This window comes from Sinobaca sp. TMA16-18 (genome assembly GCF_059510535.1).
Genome location: NZ_JCAKFM010000007.1, coordinates 1 through 18,629, shown reverse-complemented (window position 1 = coordinate 18,629; position 18,629 = coordinate 1). Strand labels below are relative to the sequence as shown.

The following is an 18,629-nucleotide window of genomic DNA, read 5'->3' as shown; positions in this document are numbered from 1 at the left end:
TACATAACGTTCCTGCCAGAAGGGAGAAGATTCAGCATGAGTTACCCGGTGCTTCATCTGCAGAAAGTAAAAGGGTCCGAGTTAAAAGAGATCCAGGCTCATATTCAACGCGAAAAAGAGGAACTTCCCGGTGATGGTATTGACCGCCGCCGCACGGTACTTAATTACGATTTGATCAACGACCAGCCTTTTGATTACAAAAAAGTTATTAACAAAATTATCGACCAGCGCTACACCGGCCAAAAGGTGATTCGAAAAGAAGCTGTTAAACTGTGTCATCTGACGGTTATCAATGATGCCTCTTTTTTTGAAAACCTGTCTCCTGAAGAAGAAGCCCGCTTTTTTGATACCAGTTTACTATTTTTTAAAGAACGGCATGGCCTGGAAAACATCATGTATGCGGCCGTACATAAAGATGAAAGTGCCCCTCACCTGCATATTGGCTTTATTCCGTTCCTGGAGAACGGGCAGCTTTCCGCCAAAGACTTTTTTGGGCAGAATAAAGATTTATACATGCTGCAATCCGAATTTCATACATTTTTAAAGCAGCATAATTTTGAGTTGGATCGGCCGGATCCAAAGATTGAAGAGCTCCACCTGGAAGCGTACGAACGCGATCTATTGATTCTCCGTGAAGAAGTAAACCGGCTGGAACACCGGTTGAATGAAGGCGAAGATTTTCTTGGCGAGTTTGAAAAATTGACGGGAGCAGTAAAAGAAAAAAGTGCCATCCAGCTCTCCGAGAGATTTAAAACAAAGTCCGTCATCGAATTACCTAAGGATGACTACAAACATCTTTATACACTCGCTCTTCATTCCTACACCCGACGCCGGGATGCAGGCACCTATAAGCAGAAATACGAGCAGACGCTGTCTGAATTAAATGAAGCGCGTATCCGTCTGCGCGAAATCAAACAAACGAAAGACCAGGCGCTTGCCTACGGAAAAGTGTTAACCAGTGAATCCGACCTGCTCCGTGACACGCTGCTGCATTTTAAGGAGATGTTCTCGGACTCCTACGAGCACCTGGACTGGGCGATTGGTCATGCGAAAGCCTCCGCCCACTTATCTAGTAAAACGAAAGAAGTGCCTATTGATTTTTACAACAGCGAAGATGCTGAAGAGCTTGAAGGAGCCAGAGACTTTTTCGAGCAGGGCAAACAGTCCCTGACCCGCCAGGAAAAACTCCATTTCCAGCGTTTATTTCCGGAAGACGTTCCGCTTGATGACCAGAACTATCCAAAATCATAAAAAAGAAGGAAGGCTCTCCGTATAGGAAGCCTTCCTTCTTTATATTTACAACTGCCCGCCGTTTGTTTCAATCACTTTTTTGTACCAGTCGAATGACTCTTTTTTCGAACGCTTCATCGATCCGTTGCCTTGGTTATCACGGTCTACGTGAATCATGCCGTAGCGTTTTTTCATTTCCCCGGTTGTAAAGGACACAATATCAATGATCCCCCATGGGGTATATCCCAACAGCTCGACGCCGTCGTATTCAACAGCTTTCTCGAGCGCTTCAATATGCGACTTTAAATATTCAATCCGCTGCGTGTCATGTATCGTGCCATCTTCTTGTACAGTATCGACCGCACCGAAGCCGTTTTCGACGATGAACAATGGGATCTGGTATCTGTCATACAGCCTGTTAAGCGTGTAGCGCAGACCGGTTGGGTCAATCGCCCAGCCCCAGTCGCTCGACTTGATATACGGGTTTTCCACTCCGTTTGCCAGGCCGCCGTTTACGATATTGCCCGTTGTACTGTTCTGTGCCCCGCTTTTAACGGTAGTCGACATATAATAGCTGAAGCCTAAATAGTCGACGGTCCCATTTTTTAAAATCTCTTCGTCTCCATCTTCGAAAGGAATGGCATACCCTTCTCTCTCAAATTCTTTTAATGCGTACCTCGGATAGCTGCCGCGGATATGCACATCCGGAAAGAAATAACGCTGTCTCATCGACTCCTCTGCCAGCATCACGTCTTCCGGATTGGAGGAATATGGGTAAATCGGTACATGGGAGACCATGGCTCCAATTTCAAAAGCTGGATTTATTTCTTTACCTTTTGTTACAGCAAGAGCGCTTGCTATCAGCTCATGATGTCCCGTCTGATACATAATTTCTTTAGCGTTTTCGTCTTCTTTTACAATAACGCCGGAGTTCGTCCATAAAAATAACGGGTTATCCACGTCCATTTTGTTATTGATTTCATTAAATGTCATCCAATATTTCACTTTATCTTTGTAACGGTTGAAGCATACTTCCGCAAACCGGACAAAGAAATCGACCACTTTTCTGCTGCGGAATCCGCCGTATTCCCGGGCCAGGTGGAGCGGCATTTCAAAATGGGACAGTGTAATCACCGGCTCGATGCCGTGTTTGATTAATTCATCCAGTACATTGTCGTAAAACTGCAGGCCTTCTTCGTTCGGTGCCTCTTCGTCCCCGTTTGGAAAAATCCGGCTCCAGCCAATTGAGGTGCGGAGGCATTTCAGTCCCATTTCTCCAAATAATGCAATGTCTTCTTTATAGTTGCTGTAAAAATCAATTGCTTCATGATTGGGATAAAATTTATCCGCTTCCACTGTTGCTGTGATTTCCCGCGCCACCCCGTGGGCTCCCGCTGTCATTACGTCGACGACGCTCGGACCTTTACCGCTCTGGTCCCAGCCTCCTTCAAATTGATGGGCGGCAAGCGCGCCGCCCCATAGAAAATCTTTTGGCATTGTTGACATATAAATGTCCTCCTTATTTTATAACCGTGAATAATTCCTGATCGAGCGTGCTGTCTGATGCGTCTTTGAAAATAATCTCTTCATAATCGCCGGAATTGGTAATAATGATAGGTGTTATCGTATCCAGACCTTCCGATTCAATCGACTGTTTGTCAAATTCAAGCAGCACGTCTCCCTTTTTAAAGGTACTGCCGTCTTCAATCTTCAGCGTAAATGGCCTGCCCTGCAGATTCACTGTCTCCAGTCCTACGTGGATGAGGAGCTCCACGCCTGCTTGAGAGCGCAGGCCGATAGCATGTTTTGTAGGAGCGGCCATTACGATGGTGCCGTCAAAAGGAGCATATACTTTATTCCCGGACGGCCGGATAGCAAGTCCACTTCCCATTGCCCCGGAGCTGAATACTTCATCGGGTACCTGAGAAAGCGGAATCACGTTTCCTGCGAATGGCGCACGAACGATTTCTTCATTACTGACGGTATCTTCAGCCGCAGCTACCTGTGCACTGCTGCCCTGCTCGTTGATCAGCGTATTGTTTCCTGCCTGCTTAGCCGTATCTTCGCCGAAACCAAGCAGCTGAATCAAAATAATCGGAAGAATTACGGCAATACCGACTCCCAGCAGAATACCCCAAATTGACATCGGATATTCCGGATCGATCCCGTTTACAATCGTAAGCGGTCCGGGAAGCCCCGCATAAGCGAAGTAATAGGGATTAAAGAAGCTTGCTGCGATTGCTCCGACAGCGCCGGAGATGCAGCCATAAATAAATGGCTTTTTAAATCGCAGGGTGATGCCGTAAATCGCCGGCTCGGTAATACCGAATATACCGGTTATACCGGCAGACGTTCCTACTTTTTTAATTTCCTGTGATCTTGTTTTAATAATAACACCGAGGACTGCGCCGACCTGTGCCATCACGGCAATGGTCTGGTAAGCCTGGAACGAATCCCGTCCATACAGCTCGTAGTTGGCCAGTACCATCGGTGTAATACCCCAGTGAACCCCGAAGATAACAAGTACCTGCCAGAAGGCGCCGATAATTGCGCCGGCCAGTGCCGGTGCATACTCTGCAAGGAAGTTGTAGCCGTTGGCAATCCCGTTGGCACCCAGTGTTGTAATTGGCCCGATTAATACGATCGTCAACGGTACCATAACGATCAGGCATAACAATGGAACAAACAGTGGACGAATTACTTCGTTCATCCGCTTATTTAAAAACCGTTCCAGATAAGACAATATCCACACCAGAAATAATGGCGGAAGTACAGATGATGTATACACGGTTTCCGAAAGCGGCAGTCCGACAAACGTAGTCTGTGCTCCTTCTGATATTTCAGCGGCCATAGCTGCCCAGTCCGGACTGACCAACGCCGCGCAGGCGGCCACCGCTATATACATATTTGTTTTAAAATGCTTGGAGGCTGTAATGGCAATGAATATAGGCAGAAACGTAAAAGGTGCCCACGATATAAAGCTGAATACTTGATAGGTGCCGGTATTGGCAAATGAGTCCGAGAATAAATTAATGAGTATCAGCATGCCCTGCAGAATACCTGCCGCTGCCAGAATGTAGATAAATGGTGCAAATACAGCTGACATCGTAGCAATAACCCGGTTGACGACCGTTCCTTTGCTCGCCTGGGGTTCATCTGATTCGTCGACCTTTACAAGAGAGGTAAATTCATCATGTACTTCTCCAACGTGCTGGCCGATCACGACCTGAAACTGGCCGCTGTTCTCCACCACCGTAATAACGCCGGGCATCGAAGATACCAGCTGCTTGGCGTCCGGTTTGGACCGCTTCAGTACAATTCGCAGCCTTGTCGCACATCTTGCCACACTGAGAACGTTTTCTTCCCCTCCTACTGCTTCCAATATATCTTTCGCCAGCTTTGGATAATCTCTTACTTTTTCCGCCACATTCCATCCTCCTTCAATTGTTATGCGTTTACATTTTATATTGTACCGTAACAATTAAATAAATACCATATAAATTTTTAATGTATTAACAATTAAATTAAACAGTTTTCAGCATAATTATGGTAGAATTGGAACACAGATAAACGCTAAATTAGACGATAATGAGGAATGTCCATGTTAAAATACCAGCAGATCGCAGAAGAAATTGAAAAAGAAATAGAGGAGAAAGATTTACAGCAGGGAGATAAACTGCCCGTACTTGATGCGTTTATGGCTCAGTTTGAAGTGAGCAAAAGTACGATAACAAAGGCACTGGATCTTCTCGAGAAAAAGGGAATTGTCTATCAGGTACGCGGAAGCGGCATTTTTGTACGGAGGCATAAGCGCAGAGGTTATATCGGCCTTCTTTCCAATCAGGGGTTTAAAAAAGAGCTGGATGGTTTTCAAATCACATCGGAAGTGCTTGCTCTTGATATCCGACAGCCGACAGCCGAGGCCGCCCGTAATCTGGCAGTCGATCCCGCCGAGAGCGTGTATTATGTAAAGCGGGTCCGCTACATTAACGGGCAGACGCTCTGCATCGAGGAGTCCTACTATAATAAATCTGTTGTGTCCTATTTAAACAATGAGATTGTTTCTGAATCAATTTTCAACTATATAAGTGAAGCGCTCGGATTAAACATCGGTTTTTCTGATTTGTATTTTAATGTCGGTAAAATCAGCGAAGAAGAAGCAGAACTGCTTCTTCTTCCCGCCGCTTCTCCCGGACTGTTCGTGGAACAGATTTTTCATTTGACGAACGGGCAGCCGTTTGACTTCTCAAAAATCACCTACAATTACGAGCAGTCCCAGTTTTTTATCCAGGCAAATAACTACTTTCTATAAAAAGACAAAACAAACCCCTGCACTGAGCGGATCTCATGCAGGGGCTTGTTTTCTATTCTGCTGTTTCAGATGGCTCGGACTCCTGTCCGAATATGTCTACTGTGGTGACGTAATACCGGCTTCCTGCCAGGTCAGGTGAACTGAAGCTTTTTCTTTCATGAACCGCGATGCTTTCTATATGCCGGTTCTCTCCCTCTCCATTCTTTTCATACACCCGGTAGCCGGCCACGTTCTCATCGCGCACGGCATGAAACGACAGCTGACTGCCGGAAAGGACAACATTGTCCGGTGCTTCGGGAGAATCGCCATTTTCTATTTTCTGGACGTCTTCCTCCTGAAGCTCCGTATATACAACCAGGCGTTCATCGTGCGTTCCCTCGGCCTGGTCAAACGTGCCGGTACACGTAATCAGGTTCAAACTGCGGGTAGTGGACGGCCCGAAGATTTTTTCAATCGGCGCCTCGGTTCTGTCATAGCTGACAGAGCGCGTCACTTCAAACATCAGCACTTCTCCCTCTTCATCTGTCACTTCAATCTCATCGCCTGCTTCCAGCTTCTCCAGGTCATAAAAAACGGCAGGTCCGGTTCTGCTGTCGACATGTCCGGCCATTACCGCATTGCCTTTTTCACCGGGTTTTGCTCCCGGTTCGAACCAGGCCACACCATCTTCGGTAGACGGCACGCCCATCTGCCCGTTATCAAGGACGCCCTGCGGCTCCAGCTCGGCCTCCACATCAATGGAAGGAATCGACAGACCCGCCGGGCTGGATTGTTCTGCTTCTTCTTTCAAAGCCATCTCGGCTTCTGCTTCATTCAGCAGAACAAATTCTTCCTCTACTGCTTCCAGGGATTCCCCCATATCTTCTCCGGCAGGTTCTGGACTCTGCGGCGTATCTGCAGGGACGGCTTCTTCATTTGCTGAGCCGGACGCAAACACCTGAAATCCTGAATACCCGGCAGTTCCTGCAAATAGCAGCATCGCCAGCAGAATCAGAATACTGCTTTTTTTTCGTGCTTTCTTGTTTTGTTCCATGCGTGTCATAAGCTGACCCCCACCTTATTTTATCCATTTACAGCATGTGCTTTGTTTGTTACTAAGCTAACGGAAAAAAAAAGCCCATGGATCACTTTATATGTAAATTTCATTAAAAAAACCAGCCTCTTCGTGAGGCCGGTTGACATGCTACTCTTTGTTTACCTGCTTTCGGACTTCCTGTTCAACAAACTGGACGCTTGTTCCGACAATCACCTGAATATTGTGCTTGCCTACAATATTCGTTCCCGGTACGCCGGTTTGTTTAATTCGTGCCTCATCGACTTTGTCCATATCATTTACTTCCAGGCGGAGCCTCGTTGCGCAGCTGTCGATGGCTGCTATGTTAGCCGCACCTCCCAGGCCTTCAATAATTCCTGCGGCCTGAACAGCGGTGGCATCGTCCTGGTCGATACGTGAATCAGTCATACCGCCGGCAGGTGCCACGGCCGGGTCTTCTTCCCGTCCCGGCGTTAAGAGATCCAATTTCACAATCAGATAGCGGAACAAAGTGTAATACACAATGGCGAAAAAGAGTCCCTGTACGAGCAGCATATACGGCTGGCTCGCAAGCGGCATGGCAAAGGCAAGCATGTAATCGACCAGGCCGGCGCTGAAGCCAAAGCCTGCGATCCACTCAAAGTTGGCTGCTATAAATAAGGAAAGCCCGGTTAACGCAGCATGCACTACATATAACAGCGGCGCTAAAAACATGAATGAAAATTCAAGCGGCTCGGTTACCCCTGTGAAAAAAGAGGCAAAACCTGTCGCTAAAAGCAGGGAGGCGGCTGTTTTGCGCTGTGTCGTTTTAGCTGTATGGTACATGGCAAGGGCGGCTGCCGGCAGTCCAAACATCATAATCGGATAAAAGCCGGCCATGTAGCGTCCGGTAATACCCGGCTCACCTTCACTGCTCCAATAGTTACCAAAGTCATTAATGCCGGCAAGATCAAACCAAAAAACCTGATTAAGCGCATGGTGAAGCCCGGTGGGAATCAAAAGACGGTTAAAAAATCCATACAGCCCCGCACCAACGGAGCCCATATCACTTAAGGTCGTACCAAAAACAACAAGTCCGTTGTACACGACCGGCCAAATGAAGAAAAAGATAGCTGCCAGTACTACTGATGCCGCCGCTGTCACAATCGGCACCAATCGCTTGCCGCTGAAAAAGGCGAGCGCATCAGGAAGCTTTACTTGACTGTAGCGGTTGTACAAAGCCGCCGCTACCAACCCGGTAATAATCCCAATAAATACATTTTCCGTTGCTTCATAGGCCAGCGGCACTTCTTCTACAGGCACACCCGTGAGTCCTGCTACTGAATCGACATTCAAAAGCTGTGTGACGACAAGAAAGCCGACTAGGCCGCTCAGGGCCGCTGCCCCGTCTTTGTCACGTGACATGCCGATAGCGACACCAATGGCAAACAAGATCGCAATATGATCAATAATTGAAAGACCCGCGTTTAATAAAAATAAGCCTGCCACATTGCCTTCGTCAAAACCAATGATCCAGTTGCCGACGCCAGAGAGCACAGCCGCTGCCGGAAGTACAGCAACGGGCAGCATCAACGACCGCCCGATATTTTGTACATATTTCATCATACATACTACCCCCTATTATTTATTTAATAGTGTACTGCCTTATTCCGGCTTTTCTGTATTAAACGTAAGGCCATGGCCGGCTGGATACAGCACCGTACCGTCTGCCGCCGGTATGCTTACCGGAAGCGTTCCCTGCGGCGCCACTTCCCCGAACAGCACCCGGCCCGTCGCAGCAAAGCTCGCATCCTGGAAGCCGTACTGGGCCACGTAGGCATCTGCTTTCTCATAGGCGGATAGATCATATGGGTTACGGACGCCCACTCCAACCACCGGGATGTCATACGTGCTGATGATCTGATTAAACAGCATCATGTTAGGGTTATCGTCTGCCCTGTCTTCTGAAGTGGCAGTCATTGAACCGATAATCAGCACGTCAGATTGCTCGATTTTTGCTGCATCCCCGCTGCTTAGCGTGTCCTGATCCGGCTCCAGTGCTATATGGTGGGTTGTTCCTGCACGGCTGTTGATTTCATCTGCAAGCGGCGAGCCTGTCTGTGTTTTAGCAACTACTTCTTCGTTTACAGCGCCGTCGTAAGAAGAATCAATAACCGTTATCACCTGTTCGTTGTCTGCATCAAGCGGAAGCACATCCCTATCGTTTTTCACTACAGTGATTGACTGGTTTGCTATGTTCTTCTCTATAAGCTGATGATCCTCTGACCCTACGGTCTCATTTGCCTGCTTCTTCAGCACGCTGCGATCTGCAGGAGATTCCTGGGCAAAAACGCCGCGGTTCATTTTGAGAAGCAGTATTCTTTTGACCGCTTCATCGATTCGTTCCTGTTTAATGGCACCTGTTTCCACGGCTTCGATAACGCCGTCATATACGTCCGGAAGACCGACCGGCATCAGCACGATATCTGTTCCCGCATTAATAGTGCGGACGGCAGCATCCACCGGTTCAAAATGGGTATCGATTGCTTCCATGTTCATCGCGTCCGTCATTACTACCCCTTCAAATCCCATGTCCTCACGCATCAGCCCGGTCAGTACTTTTTCAGACAACGTGGCCGGCAGGGCAATATCCGAGCCATCCTCCCGGGAGGAGACGAGCGTATCATCTATATTAGGAAACGTGACGTGGGCCGTCATGATCGCATCCATTCCCTCTTCCTGAGCCGCCAGGAAAGGGACAAGCTCCACATCAAACAGCCGGTCCCGGTCATGCGGCACTTCCGGGAGGCCGATGTGAGAGTCTACATTCGTATCGCCATGGCCCGGAAAGTGCTTTGCAATCGCTGCAGTTCCATGCTCCTGCAGACCCTCCGTGTAGGCATTACCGAGCTCTCCTACACGAACCGGATCTTCCCCGAACGAGCGGACACCGATCACCGGATTGTCCGGGTTATTATTCACATCCATCACAGGCGCCAGATTCATATTAATGCCAAGTGCCTCCAGCTCTGCGCCAATGACGCTTCCCGCCTGTCTGGCCAGCTCGTCTGAATCAGAAGCACCTATCGCCATATTGCCGGGCAGGTCGGTTCCTTCCTGAAGACGGGTGACGATGCCCCCTTCCTGATCAATCGTTACGAGCATGCCGAACTTATCGGCTGTTTCCTTATAATCCTGCACCAGGTCCACCGTCTGTTCAGTTGTTTCCACATTTTCAAAAAATAAAATCGTGCCTCCCAGGTGATGGTCCTGTACTTCTTTTTTAATTTCGTCATTTATTGCCGTCACATTTTCTCCGTCCCATGTCCGGTAGTCCGGCATCATCATCTGGCCTATCTTTTCTTCAAGCGTCATTTCCTCCAGCGCTCTGTCGATCATTGCGTAGCCATTTCCTTCAGCGGGTTCCAAAGACGCTCCCTCTTTGTCTACATGTAAAGTAATAGAATCTGTATTTGTTCCGTCTGAGACAGTAAGATCCGTTTTTCCGGATTTTTTCAGTGCAAGGCTGCCCTGTTTATCCACTTTTGCTACGGAAGGATTGGAAGAGCGCCACTTGATGCCGTCTGTTACTTCTGCATAGCCGCCTCCCGAAGTATATCGAAGTACCGTTAAAGCATGGTCTTCCTCGATACCTTGTAAGGAGTCTTGTTCTAAGTACGGAACATTTTCCAGAAGAAATAAGTCTCCCTCCTTCTGGGTCGGTTTTTCCGCCTGCACGGATGCCGGCATCCATAAATGACCTATTAATAATACAGCCAGTCCCATTTGCACAGAATATTTCATAGGCAGTCCTCCTCCATTTCAGTCTCTCGTATTTTATCAAAATAAATGTCAGTTCATGCTTATATAGTAGTCTATACCAATTTAATTGTAAAGGTTTTTTTGTATACCTCCGGCTTCTTTTTACAGGATTCCTCCTTTGTTTTTCCAGTTTTATCCGGTAAAATAGAGATCGCTTACATAATGCTGTAATGAAAAGAAAGGACGTTACGATGGCTTCTCTTCCCAGACTGCTTTCAGCTCACCTGCCGATATTAATTGTTCTTACTGCTGTCCTGACCTACTTTTCTCCTTACTACATTATTACTTATTCCTGGGTACCCGGGCTTTTGCTGGGGATTGTTATTTACTTCACCGGCTTATCGATGGACAGCAGCAGCTTCCGGGCCATGCGGTTCAAAAAGCGGGAAATAATAATTGCGGCTTTATTAAAATGGTCGCTTACCGCGGGCATTTCCATGATTCTTGCCTATGCTTTTTTCTCCAGCGAACCGCAGATCGCCGCCGGCATTATCCTCTCAGGCACTGTTCCGAGTGCCACGGCGGCCGCTCTATATACGTTTTTAGCCGGAGGCAGCACTTCTTTAGTCGTTATCTCTTCTCTTCTGGATACCGCTATTAGTCCGCTGGCCGTTATCATTGCTATGGTCGGCATTGAAGGAAGCCAGGTATCGATTTCTTTTTGGAGTCTGCTCCAATCTTTCCTGTTTATCGTCGTGATCCCGCTTCTGCTTGGCCTGCTTACCCAGCGGATATTTTCCGAGGCGGCCGCTTATTCTAAACCATTAACCCGGATCGGGTCCTCTTTGTCCCTTCTGCTGATTGTTCATCTGCTTACAGGTGAAGGATCAGAAGCGGTACGGAGCTACCTGCCTGTTATGCCGCTTCTCACCATCATTGTTTTTATTCAGGTTACAGCCCCAATGGCCCTCGCCTACATCGCCGCCAAAAAACTCCGCTTGTCTGAAGCAGACGCCAGAGCGGTGCTCTTTCATGTCGGGCTCTGTAACACAGCGCTGGCCGCTATTCTTGCGTTTGAATTTATCGGTGATATAGGAGCCATCCCACCTATTATTAATATGATTTTTAATTTATCGATCGGCTCTGCTGTTTCCAGCCGGTTTAAACATATTTCCTGAGATTTTGTTATTCTGCCATTATTTTACTTAAAATAATGTTTTATTTCTTTTTAATCAGGGGATTATAAAGTACAGTCGTTTTTTTAAACAAAGCTGAACCGCAAAAATTAAATAACCGACAGCAATGGTTTAGACTATAGAGCTAAACATAAGTCGAAAAGTGAAGAGCCCCGCTCTTTCTTTTCGGCTTTTTTTATTTTTATATTAATAAAGGAGAGATGAAAATGACTAATTTACTACCCAGAACGAAAAAAGAGAGCCAAAAAGAAGGGGTATCCTCTACGGATATACCGAGCGTATTCCGCGCCCAGCCTTTCAGGGAAAATCTGGAGGATGACTGGACGGCAAGCTACGGCCTTCCACAGATAGATATTTGGGAAGCCAGCCAGGTGTATGTGCTGGAAGCAGAGCTGCCGGGTTTTCATAAAGACCATATCAGCATTGAGTATGAAAATGGCTATATTACCATGCGGGGCGAAAAGACGATGCCGACGTTAAAAGAGGGAAACCGAAAGTATATCCGAAAAGAACGCTCGTTTGACACATTTCTGCGGAGTTTTTATATTGGCCAGGTAGAAGAAGAAAAAATCAATGTACGGTTTCAAAAAAACATTCTATCTATACAGGTTCCTAAATTAAACAGCAAAAGCCAATTTACTTTTAAACGGATTAAAGTGGAATAAATAACACATCAGAGCAGCTGCTGATTGAAAATAGGAATAAAACCGAAGTTCAGACGTTTACTATTAAAGAATTAAGGTAAAACAAATAGTAAGACTATTTTATTGAACCCTATACGTCAGCACTCACCGGACAGCAGAGCCGGTGCAAAAGCCAGAACAAAGACTTTGTCTTATTCTGGCTTTTTTTATGGTATACCAATTTTGGAGAGGGGTCCTGCATTGAAAAAAAATAAGAGCATTCCCAGAGAAAAAGGATTGGACAATACTCGCGACCTGATTAAAGAAGGATTTCATTACTTACCTTCCCGCAGAAAGAAGCTTAATTCCGACCTGTTTGAAACACGTCTTATGGGACAGAAAGTGGTTTGTATGGCAGGCGAGGAAGCAGCCAGAATTTTTTATGATAACGACAAATTTAAACGTAAAGGCGCTATGCCAAAGCCGTTAAAGGTGTCCTTATTAGGAGAAAACGGCGTACACGAACAGGACGGCGAAATGCATAAACAACGAAAAAGAATGTTTCTATCGATGATGACACCGGACCGGGTCGAGGAAATGAAAAACATTGCGCTTCGTACTCTCGATGACCAGGCGGGTATGTGGGAACACAAAACCAGAGTTACCTTATTTTCAGAAGTGCAGGAGATATTAACAAAGGCCGGCTGTGAATGGGCCGGCGTTCCTCTTTATGAACAAGAAGTTCGGCAGCGGACAGAAGAGCTGGTGGAAATGATAGATTCATTCGATGGGTCAGTCAAACGAGCGGCTAAAGGAAAAAAGGCCCGGGATCGTAATGAAGAATGGCTCATGGCTATTATACGAAACATTCGTTCCGGGAAATACTCCCCGGCGCCCAATACACCGGCTTACATTATTGCCCATCACCGCGAGCCTGACGGAAAACATTTGAAAACCCACACCGCGGCAGTCGAACTAAACAATTGTTTCCGTCCGCTTGTCGCCACCGCTAACTTTATTGTGTTTGGACTGCTTGCCCTTCATGAACATCCGGAGGTACAGCAGAAAGTAAAAGAAAACAAGAACAATTACAATCATATGTTTTCCCAGGAGGTCCGCCGGTATTATCCATTCGCTCCTGCTATGGGTGCAAAAGTGAAGCAAAACTTTATTTGGAACGACTACCGTTTCAAAAAGAACATGCTCGTTATTCTGGATATATATGGGACAAACCGCCATCCCGACTTATGGGAACATCCGGACGACTTTCTACCGGAACGGTTTGAAAATTGGAAAGGCAGTCCTTTTGCTTTTATTCCGCAGGGAGGCGGCGATCATCATACAGGTCATCGCTGTGCCGGGGAGTGGCTGACCGTTATCGTAATGCAGGCGTTCTTTGATTATTTCTCCAACCAGCTTACGTATGATGTACCTGATCAGGATTTATCATACGATATGACCCGCATGCCGCCCTTTCCTCAAAGCGGCTTTGTCGCAGCCGGTGTAAAGAAACAACCTAAAACGAAAGCCGCCGCGTTTTCCGCTTCCCTTACCCACTAATTTCATTGTGTAACACTGTGACGTAATTGGCTGGATATAAGGCCTGCCATAAGTCGAAACCATTAGACAAGATGTCTTTTCGTTTCGGCTTTTTCTTTTTTAATAAAAAAATGGAGGCGATACAATGGAACATGTAAAAGCATTAGCCTTAAAAGGAGCCGCTACGCTGTTTGTCCTGTTTTTAGTGTTAACGATTATTTACAGCATGTCTTTTTTCTATGTGATTGGTTTTGCTATTATTCTAGGCGCCGTGTCCTACCCTCTTGGCGATCTGTTTGTTCTCCCTAAAAAGGGGAATATGACCGCCCTGCTGCTTGATGGGGTGCTCACTTTTGCTGTTGTGTTTTTTGGCTTATTAATTTTTTCCGGTTCTGTTTCTACCATAGCAATGGCTGCCCTGTTCGTTACCGTTGGAATGTCGGTCGTTGAATATTTTTTTCATCTATATCTTGCTACTCATGTTCTACCTGCCAATAACGCAGTAACCATTGACCGTAAATAAAGTAAAAAAAAGAAACCCGGGGTGTCCGGGTTTCTTTATCAGCTTGTCGAGAAACTGTTCCGTTTTATATATCCATACATTATCTCGAATACTTTAAAAGTCTTTTGTGAAAAAAAGAAGAAAAATAAACAGGGGTGACTCCTGCAGAACAGCCATAGGAGAAGATAAAGAGGCGTTTTCCCCTCTTTAGCTGAGGCATGGCCTGCGGAAAGCACCCCTGTAAAGGTTTTGTATAAAAACACCTATATTTTGTCTTTTTCAACAGCCTGAAAAAGAAACCCGGGCTGTCCGGGTTTCTTTATGGCTTCAATACTACTTTTATGCAGTTCTCTTTCTTTTCATCAAATATGTTATAGGCATGTTCCGCTTCATCCAACGGCAGCGTATGCGTAATAATATCTGTAGGATCAAATACGTTATCCTTTACCATTTGATACAGCTCCGGCATATAATGAATTACCGGCGCCTGGCCGGCTTTCACCGTGACATTTCTGGTGAATATAGAATGCAGGGGATAAGCATTGGCCGGAGAGCCATAAACACCGGTAAGGTGAATGGTACCGAATTTTTTTACACAATCCGACGCCATAATAATAGGATCGATCGTACCCACCTGGCCTCCTAATGTTTTTACCCGGTCTTTAATCGTCATATCCCCATCCATTCCTACGCAGTCAATAACAACTTCTGCGCCGCCTTTTGTTATTTCATACAGATGGCCGCTCATGTCTTTATATTCTTTAAAATTGAATACTTCTACGTTGTTCGTTTTTTTAGCGTGTTCCAGACGATAGCCCACATGGTCGACGGCGATCACACGGGAAGCTCCTTTATACCAGGCAAACTTCTGCACCATCAGTCCTATCGGTCCGCAGCCAAGTACAATAACCGTGTCTCCTACTTTTACGTTGCTGTTTTCCACGCTCCAGTAAGCGGTAGGAACAACGTCGGATAAAAATAATACACTTTCATCTTCTAATTCACTGTCTTCCGGTACAACAAAAGAGGAAAAGTCTGCATAAGGTACTCGCAGAAATTCAGCCTGCCCGCCTGGATAGTCGCCGAACATCTTTGAAAAGCCTAAATATCCGCCGGTATTTTTGTCGAGGTTATGAGGATTGGAATTATCACACTGGCTTTCCATTTGATGACTGCAGAAAAAGCATTCTCCACAGCTTACATTGAAAGGCACAACGACTCTGTCGCCTTTTTTCACTTTTTTAACCTCTGCTCCCACCTCTTCGACAATCCCCATTGGTTCGTGGCCGATAATATAATCGTTCTGCAAAGGAATGGTGCCATGATACATATGAAGATCCGACCCACAGATGGCTGTTGACGTGATTCGCACGATCATGTCTGTATTTTTTTCGATGGAAGGAGCCTCTACTTCTTTTACCAATACTTTCCCTTTTCCTTGATTCGTTAATGCTTTCATCTTATTCCCCTCTCTTCCCTTTCGTATTTTATTCATTTATCCTCTTGTGCTCTTTTTTCGCCGTACATAGACTGTTCAGCTGCGCCATAATTGTTAAGTAAAAAAATATCCAAACAACGCTGTCAATAACAAAACCGTTCTCAAAGGGTCTCCTGCGTCCTATAAACTTTTATAGTAAAAAAGCCGAAAAAAGATATTTTATCTTTTTTCGGCTTTCCATCAGCTCCATCGGTCTGCAGATTCCTGTCTGTATATAGAAATGTAGTATTTAAATACCCGATCTCCCCTGTCTGCAAAACATATTTCGGATTATAATTTTATTAATTGTTTAAGCGGGTCTTTATTTGACGGATAGCTCCGTTTGTTTCAGCGGCATGTTTTGTAGGCAGCTGATGCTTGCCTCCTTTAATACAGATAACAGACAGTAGAGGAACCCTTTCCCGGAAATCTTTTACATACTTGCGGGTCAGCACATCTCCACTTCCATAGAGAACAAACACGGGACAGGTGAGGCTTTTCAGCTGCTCTCTGGCATCATACGTTCTTCCGTTTTGATACATTTGTTTTAATATCGCAGCATCGCTGTTTTTTATGTTGGCTGAAATTCTTTTCTGCTGGGATTTCTTTTTTGTGTGGGAAAAAGACAATCCTTTCCCTAGTACACTGAGCAGGCCGCCCCCGGCCCCCCAGATGCCCAGCTTGAATTTCACAGCCAGAAGCAGTGTGTTTACGACGGGAAACGTATTAACAAGCAGAAGAGCCTTTACTTTTTCAGGATACTGCACCGCTGTAATCTGGGCGGGTGTGCCTCCAAGTGAATAACCGCACAAAATAACCTTTTCATCCAGATGATCGATCAGCGCTGCTGTGTCCTCCGCCCAGTCTTCCATTGTATATGTTGTGCGTCCGCCGCTTTCGCTTTTTCCATTTCCTCTCGGGTCAAAGGTGACAACACTGAAATCCGTTTCCAGTTCTGCCTGCTGTTCAAATACTACCGCGCCCAGGCCGGGTGGTGGTAGAAACAGCAGAATTGGACCGGCTCCCTTTTTTTCATAATACAGCTTCGCATCTTTGGTTTTGAAATAAGGCATATCATCATCCTTTGCTTATTGATTGGATAATACTTCATTAAAATATGTCGAGAGTTCCATGATAGCGTCATACGACTGGGGATAAACCCCAAGCTTTCTAACAAACGCGTGATCCATTCCCTTGTATTCTATATGGCGGACCGGTACGCCCCGTTCTATCATCTGCGACGCAAACTGCTCGCCCTGCAGCCGGAGAAAATCAAATTCAGATGTTGTGATCAGTACAGGAGGCAGCTCTTCTTTATTTTCTTTAAGCAGCGGAGAAACCAAAGGCAGGTACACGTCCTTTAAGTCTTCCAGATACAGCGTCTGAATAAAATACAATGACTCTTTCATAGCTGTTAATTCGCTGCGGATAAGCGCTTCATCTTCAGTTATATTGTAGTATTCAATATTCCAGGAATCCCTGGAAATATCAGATAAATCCACCATGGGACAAAATAGACCAATACATCGGATATTCCAGTCCTCTTCTCTGCTTAATTGATGAACGCCCAGGGCAATATTACCGCCTACACTGTCTCCAACAAGTCCAACCTGCTGGGGGTTTATGTGGAAAATCTCCGGAGATTCATATACGTGCCGAAGTGTTTCCAGACAATCGTTCAGGCCCTGCTGATAAGGATGCTCAGGTGCCAGCCGGTATTCTACGGATATCACGACGGTCCGGGAAGTTTCCGCCAACGTCTTACAGATATTGTTGATTACTTCTTCATCCCGGTCAAAAAAGCCGCCGCCATGGTAATATATCAAAGCAGGCTTTATCGTTTCTGTCCGGTTGTATATTTTTAATTTTAACGTGCGGCCGTCTAAATAAAGATACTCTGTCTCTGTTTTAACGTTTTCGCTCAAATCTTTATTGCTTATTATTTTTCGGCTGCGGATCTCCTCCAGGTCTTTGATCTCCATCGGCCGGCGTTCGGCAGGGCTTGTCTGTTCCAGAAATTCCTTTACCCGTGGATCAAGTCCCTGCGTGTGTTCCTCGAAAGGAATACCTTTTTGCAATGTATTTATCCTGCCTTTTTTTATATACGTCCCGTTACTGGATAGTCTTCCCACCATTTGATCATGCGTAAATGCGGCGCGTTCCTTTCCTCTCATTCGTTCCGTTCCTTCTTTCTGTTTATTTTTCTGCCGGCTGTTGTATCGGCCCTATGTAACGTCAACATAGTTATATAGTACTTTCTTTTTATTCTTCTATTATTGCATAAGGAATTGTACTTCTGTTACTATCTTTCCCTTCTCTCTTTTTTTCGTAACGTAAAGATTACCATTATTTTTCTAACCGATTTTGTATACATTTTTACTTTTTCTTGTATTTATGTTTATTTTGGTGTAAAAGCAGGTATCCATATAAGAGCAGGTGTATATATAACGTACACGTGTCCTAATGAATGATTATCCACCCACCCTTCCGACATACTTATAACCGCCGGCAGCAGTGAGTCAAATATAAAGTTGACCATAAGCCGAAAAGAAGCCCTGCTTCTTTTCGGCCTTTTTTCGTACACAGAGGAGGCGCAGTTCATATGCTCTGCTTAAACTGCTTTTATACACGAGGCAACACCCCGGCCGGTTCGTATGATCTTAGGCCTGCAATGTGAAACAGGTTTTGTGGCATCGCGAAAATTCATTTTTATAGGAAAAAACATTTTGAAGGAGTGCATCAAACCATGACAACAGATAGATACCCATCCCGCCACCAGCCCGAGGCGTCCATTACGGAGCGCAAGGACCCTGTGGCGTATAGAAACCCCGACTTTTCCGACGGCCCGCTCACGAAAGCCGACGAAGCGTTTTACGATGAAAACGGCTACCTGCTGTTTGAAAACCTGTTTGAGCCCGATGAAATCAAAACGATGATCCGTGAACTCAAGCAGACGATGGAACGCAACCAGGAGCG

At 45.9% G+C, this 18,629-nt stretch carries 15 protein-coding genes and 1 pseudogene; 7 read left to right on the top strand and 9 right to left on the bottom strand.

The window, feature by feature from the left end; all coding sequences use genetic code 11:
* The first annotated feature begins 36 nt into the window (after nt 1-36).
* Entirely contained in the window at nt 37-1,251 is a 1,215-nt protein-coding gene (mobV, locus tag AC5W14_RS12775) for a MobV family relaxase (protein ID WP_496194647.1), read from the top strand.
* Between the two features lie 45 nt (nt 1,252-1,296).
* On the opposite strand, the gene bglA is transcribed toward mobV, so the two are convergent.
* Nucleotides 1,297-2,736, bottom strand: a complete 1,440-nt coding sequence (gene bglA, locus AC5W14_RS12770) for a 6-phospho-beta-glucosidase BglA (protein ID WP_496194646.1) — start codon at nt 2,734-2,736, stop codon at nt 1,297-1,299.
* A 13-nt stretch (nt 2,737-2,749) separates the two neighbouring features.
* On the bottom strand, nt 2,750-4,657 hold the full coding sequence (locus tag AC5W14_RS12765) for a beta-glucoside-specific PTS transporter subunit IIABC (protein WP_496194645.1): 1,908 nt from the start codon (nt 4,655-4,657) through the stop codon (nt 2,750-2,752).
* A 174-nt stretch (nt 4,658-4,831) separates the two neighbouring features.
* Here AC5W14_RS12765 and AC5W14_RS12760 point away from each other — a divergent pair, with 174 nt between their 5' ends.
* Nucleotides 4,832-5,542, top strand: a complete 711-nt coding sequence (locus AC5W14_RS12760) for a GntR family transcriptional regulator (protein ID WP_496058236.1) — start codon at nt 4,832-4,834, stop codon at nt 5,540-5,542.
* Nucleotides 5,543-5,594: 52 nt separating this feature from the next.
* Here the strand turns inward: AC5W14_RS12760 and AC5W14_RS12755 are convergent, their stop codons facing one another.
* From AC5W14_RS12755 to AC5W14_RS12745, 3 genes are all read right to left on the bottom strand, one after another.
* Nucleotides 5,595-6,584, bottom strand: a complete 990-nt coding sequence (locus tag AC5W14_RS12755; protein ID WP_496194644.1) for a class F sortase — start codon at nt 6,582-6,584, stop codon at nt 5,595-5,597.
* A 141-nt stretch (nt 6,585-6,725) separates the two neighbouring features.
* The gene (gene nagE / locus AC5W14_RS12750; RefSeq protein WP_496058234.1) at nt 6,726-8,180 is read right to left on the bottom strand and encodes an N-acetylglucosamine-specific PTS transporter subunit IIBC; all 1,455 of its coding nucleotides are present in this window, start codon (nt 8,178-8,180) and stop codon (nt 6,726-6,728) included.
* A 39-nt stretch (nt 8,181-8,219) separates the two neighbouring features.
* Nucleotides 8,220-10,358 (bottom strand): glycoside hydrolase family 3 protein, encoded by a 2,139-nt coding sequence (locus AC5W14_RS12745; protein WP_496194643.1) that lies wholly within the window; start codon nt 10,356-10,358, stop codon nt 8,220-8,222.
* 188 nt (nt 10,359-10,546) lie between these two features.
* Between AC5W14_RS12745 and AC5W14_RS12740 the strand changes: the two genes are divergently transcribed.
* The 4 genes from AC5W14_RS12740 (at nt 10,547) to AC5W14_RS12725 (ending at nt 14,197) form a co-directional block, all read left to right on the top strand.
* A complete protein-coding gene (locus AC5W14_RS12740) occupies nt 10,547-11,494 on the top strand; it encodes a bile acid:sodium symporter family protein (protein WP_496194642.1) in 948 nt (315 codons plus the stop codon).
* A gap of 224 nt (nt 11,495-11,718) precedes the next feature.
* Nucleotides 11,719-12,177, top strand: coding sequence for an Hsp20 family protein (locus tag AC5W14_RS12735; protein WP_496058231.1), 459 nt, complete (start codon nt 11,719-11,721; stop codon nt 12,175-12,177).
* A 165-nt stretch (nt 12,178-12,342) separates the two neighbouring features.
* On the top strand, nt 12,343-13,695 hold the full coding sequence (gene cypC, locus AC5W14_RS12730; RefSeq protein WP_496194641.1) for a CYP152 family fatty-acid peroxygenase CypC: 1,353 nt from the start codon (nt 12,343-12,345) through the stop codon (nt 13,693-13,695).
* 124 nt (nt 13,696-13,819) lie between these two features.
* A complete protein-coding gene (locus tag AC5W14_RS12725; protein WP_496194640.1) occupies nt 13,820-14,197 on the top strand; it encodes a DUF2512 family protein in 378 nt (125 codons plus the stop codon).
* A gap of 298 nt (nt 14,198-14,495) precedes the next feature.
* Here the strand turns inward: AC5W14_RS12725 and AC5W14_RS12720 are convergent, their stop codons facing one another.
* The 4 genes from AC5W14_RS12720 to AC5W14_RS12705 all read right to left on the bottom strand — a co-directional run bounded on the left by AC5W14_RS12720 (nt 14,496) and on the right by AC5W14_RS12705 (nt 18,192).
* Complete coding sequence (locus tag AC5W14_RS12720) at nt 14,496-15,635, bottom strand: zinc-dependent alcohol dehydrogenase (RefSeq protein WP_496058228.1); 1,140 nt, start codon at nt 15,633-15,635, stop codon at nt 14,496-14,498.
* 320 nt (nt 15,636-15,955) lie between these two features.
* Complete coding sequence (locus AC5W14_RS12715; RefSeq protein ID WP_496194639.1) at nt 15,956-16,726, bottom strand: alpha/beta fold hydrolase; 771 nt, start codon at nt 16,724-16,726, stop codon at nt 15,956-15,958.
* Nucleotides 16,727-16,741: 15 nt separating this feature from the next.
* The gene (locus AC5W14_RS12710) at nt 16,742-17,827 is read right to left on the bottom strand and encodes an alpha/beta hydrolase (RefSeq protein ID WP_496194638.1); all 1,086 of its coding nucleotides are present in this window, start codon (nt 17,825-17,827) and stop codon (nt 16,742-16,744) included.
* Nucleotides 17,828-18,051: 224 nt separating this feature from the next.
* Nucleotides 18,052-18,192 (bottom strand): hypothetical protein, encoded by a 141-nt coding sequence (locus AC5W14_RS12705; RefSeq protein ID WP_496194637.1) that lies wholly within the window; start codon nt 18,190-18,192, stop codon nt 18,052-18,054.
* A gap of 207 nt (nt 18,193-18,399) precedes the next feature.
* Between AC5W14_RS12705 and AC5W14_RS12700 the strand changes: the two are divergent.
* Nucleotides 18,400-18,629: pseudogene (locus tag AC5W14_RS12700) on the top strand (ectoine hydroxylase); the annotation flags it as partial.

Bases quoted from the DNA above. Each gene is read 5' to 3' on its own strand.
- mobV (WP_496194647.1), top strand. From the start codon at position 37: ATGAGTTACCCGGTGCTTCATCTGCAGAAAGTAAAAGGGTCCGAGTTA.
- bglA (WP_496194646.1), bottom strand. From the start codon at position 2,736: ATGTCAACAATGCCAAAAGATTTTCTATGGGGCGGCGCGCTTGCCGCC.
- AC5W14_RS12760 (WP_496058236.1), top strand. From the start codon at position 4,832: ATGTTAAAATACCAGCAGATCGCAGAAGAAATTGAAAAAGAAATAGAG.
- AC5W14_RS12755 (WP_496194644.1), bottom strand. From the start codon at position 6,584: ATGACACGCATGGAACAAAACAAGAAAGCACGAAAAAAAAGCAGTATT.
- nagE (WP_496058234.1), bottom strand. From the start codon at position 8,180: ATGATGAAATATGTACAAAATATCGGGCGGTCGTTGATGCTGCCCGTT.
- AC5W14_RS12745 (WP_496194643.1), bottom strand. From the start codon at position 10,358: ATGAAATATTCTGTGCAAATGGGACTGGCTGTATTATTAATAGGTCAT.
- AC5W14_RS12740 (WP_496194642.1), top strand. From the start codon at position 10,547: ATGAAAAGAAAGGACGTTACGATGGCTTCTCTTCCCAGACTGCTTTCA.
- AC5W14_RS12735 (WP_496058231.1), top strand. From the start codon at position 11,719: ATGACTAATTTACTACCCAGAACGAAAAAAGAGAGCCAAAAAGAAGGG.
- AC5W14_RS12725 (WP_496194640.1), top strand. From the start codon at position 13,820: ATGGAACATGTAAAAGCATTAGCCTTAAAAGGAGCCGCTACGCTGTTT.
- AC5W14_RS12720 (WP_496058228.1), bottom strand. From the start codon at position 15,635: ATGAAAGCATTAACGAATCAAGGAAAAGGGAAAGTATTGGTAAAAGAA.
- AC5W14_RS12715 (WP_496194639.1), bottom strand. From the start codon at position 16,726: ATGCCTTATTTCAAAACCAAAGATGCGAAGCTGTATTATGAAAAAAAG.
- AC5W14_RS12710 (WP_496194638.1), bottom strand. From the start codon at position 17,827: ATGAGAGGAAAGGAACGCGCCGCATTTACGCATGATCAAATGGTGGGA.
- AC5W14_RS12705 (WP_496194637.1), bottom strand. From the start codon at position 18,192: ATGGTCAACTTTATATTTGACTCACTGCTGCCGGCGGTTATAAGTATG.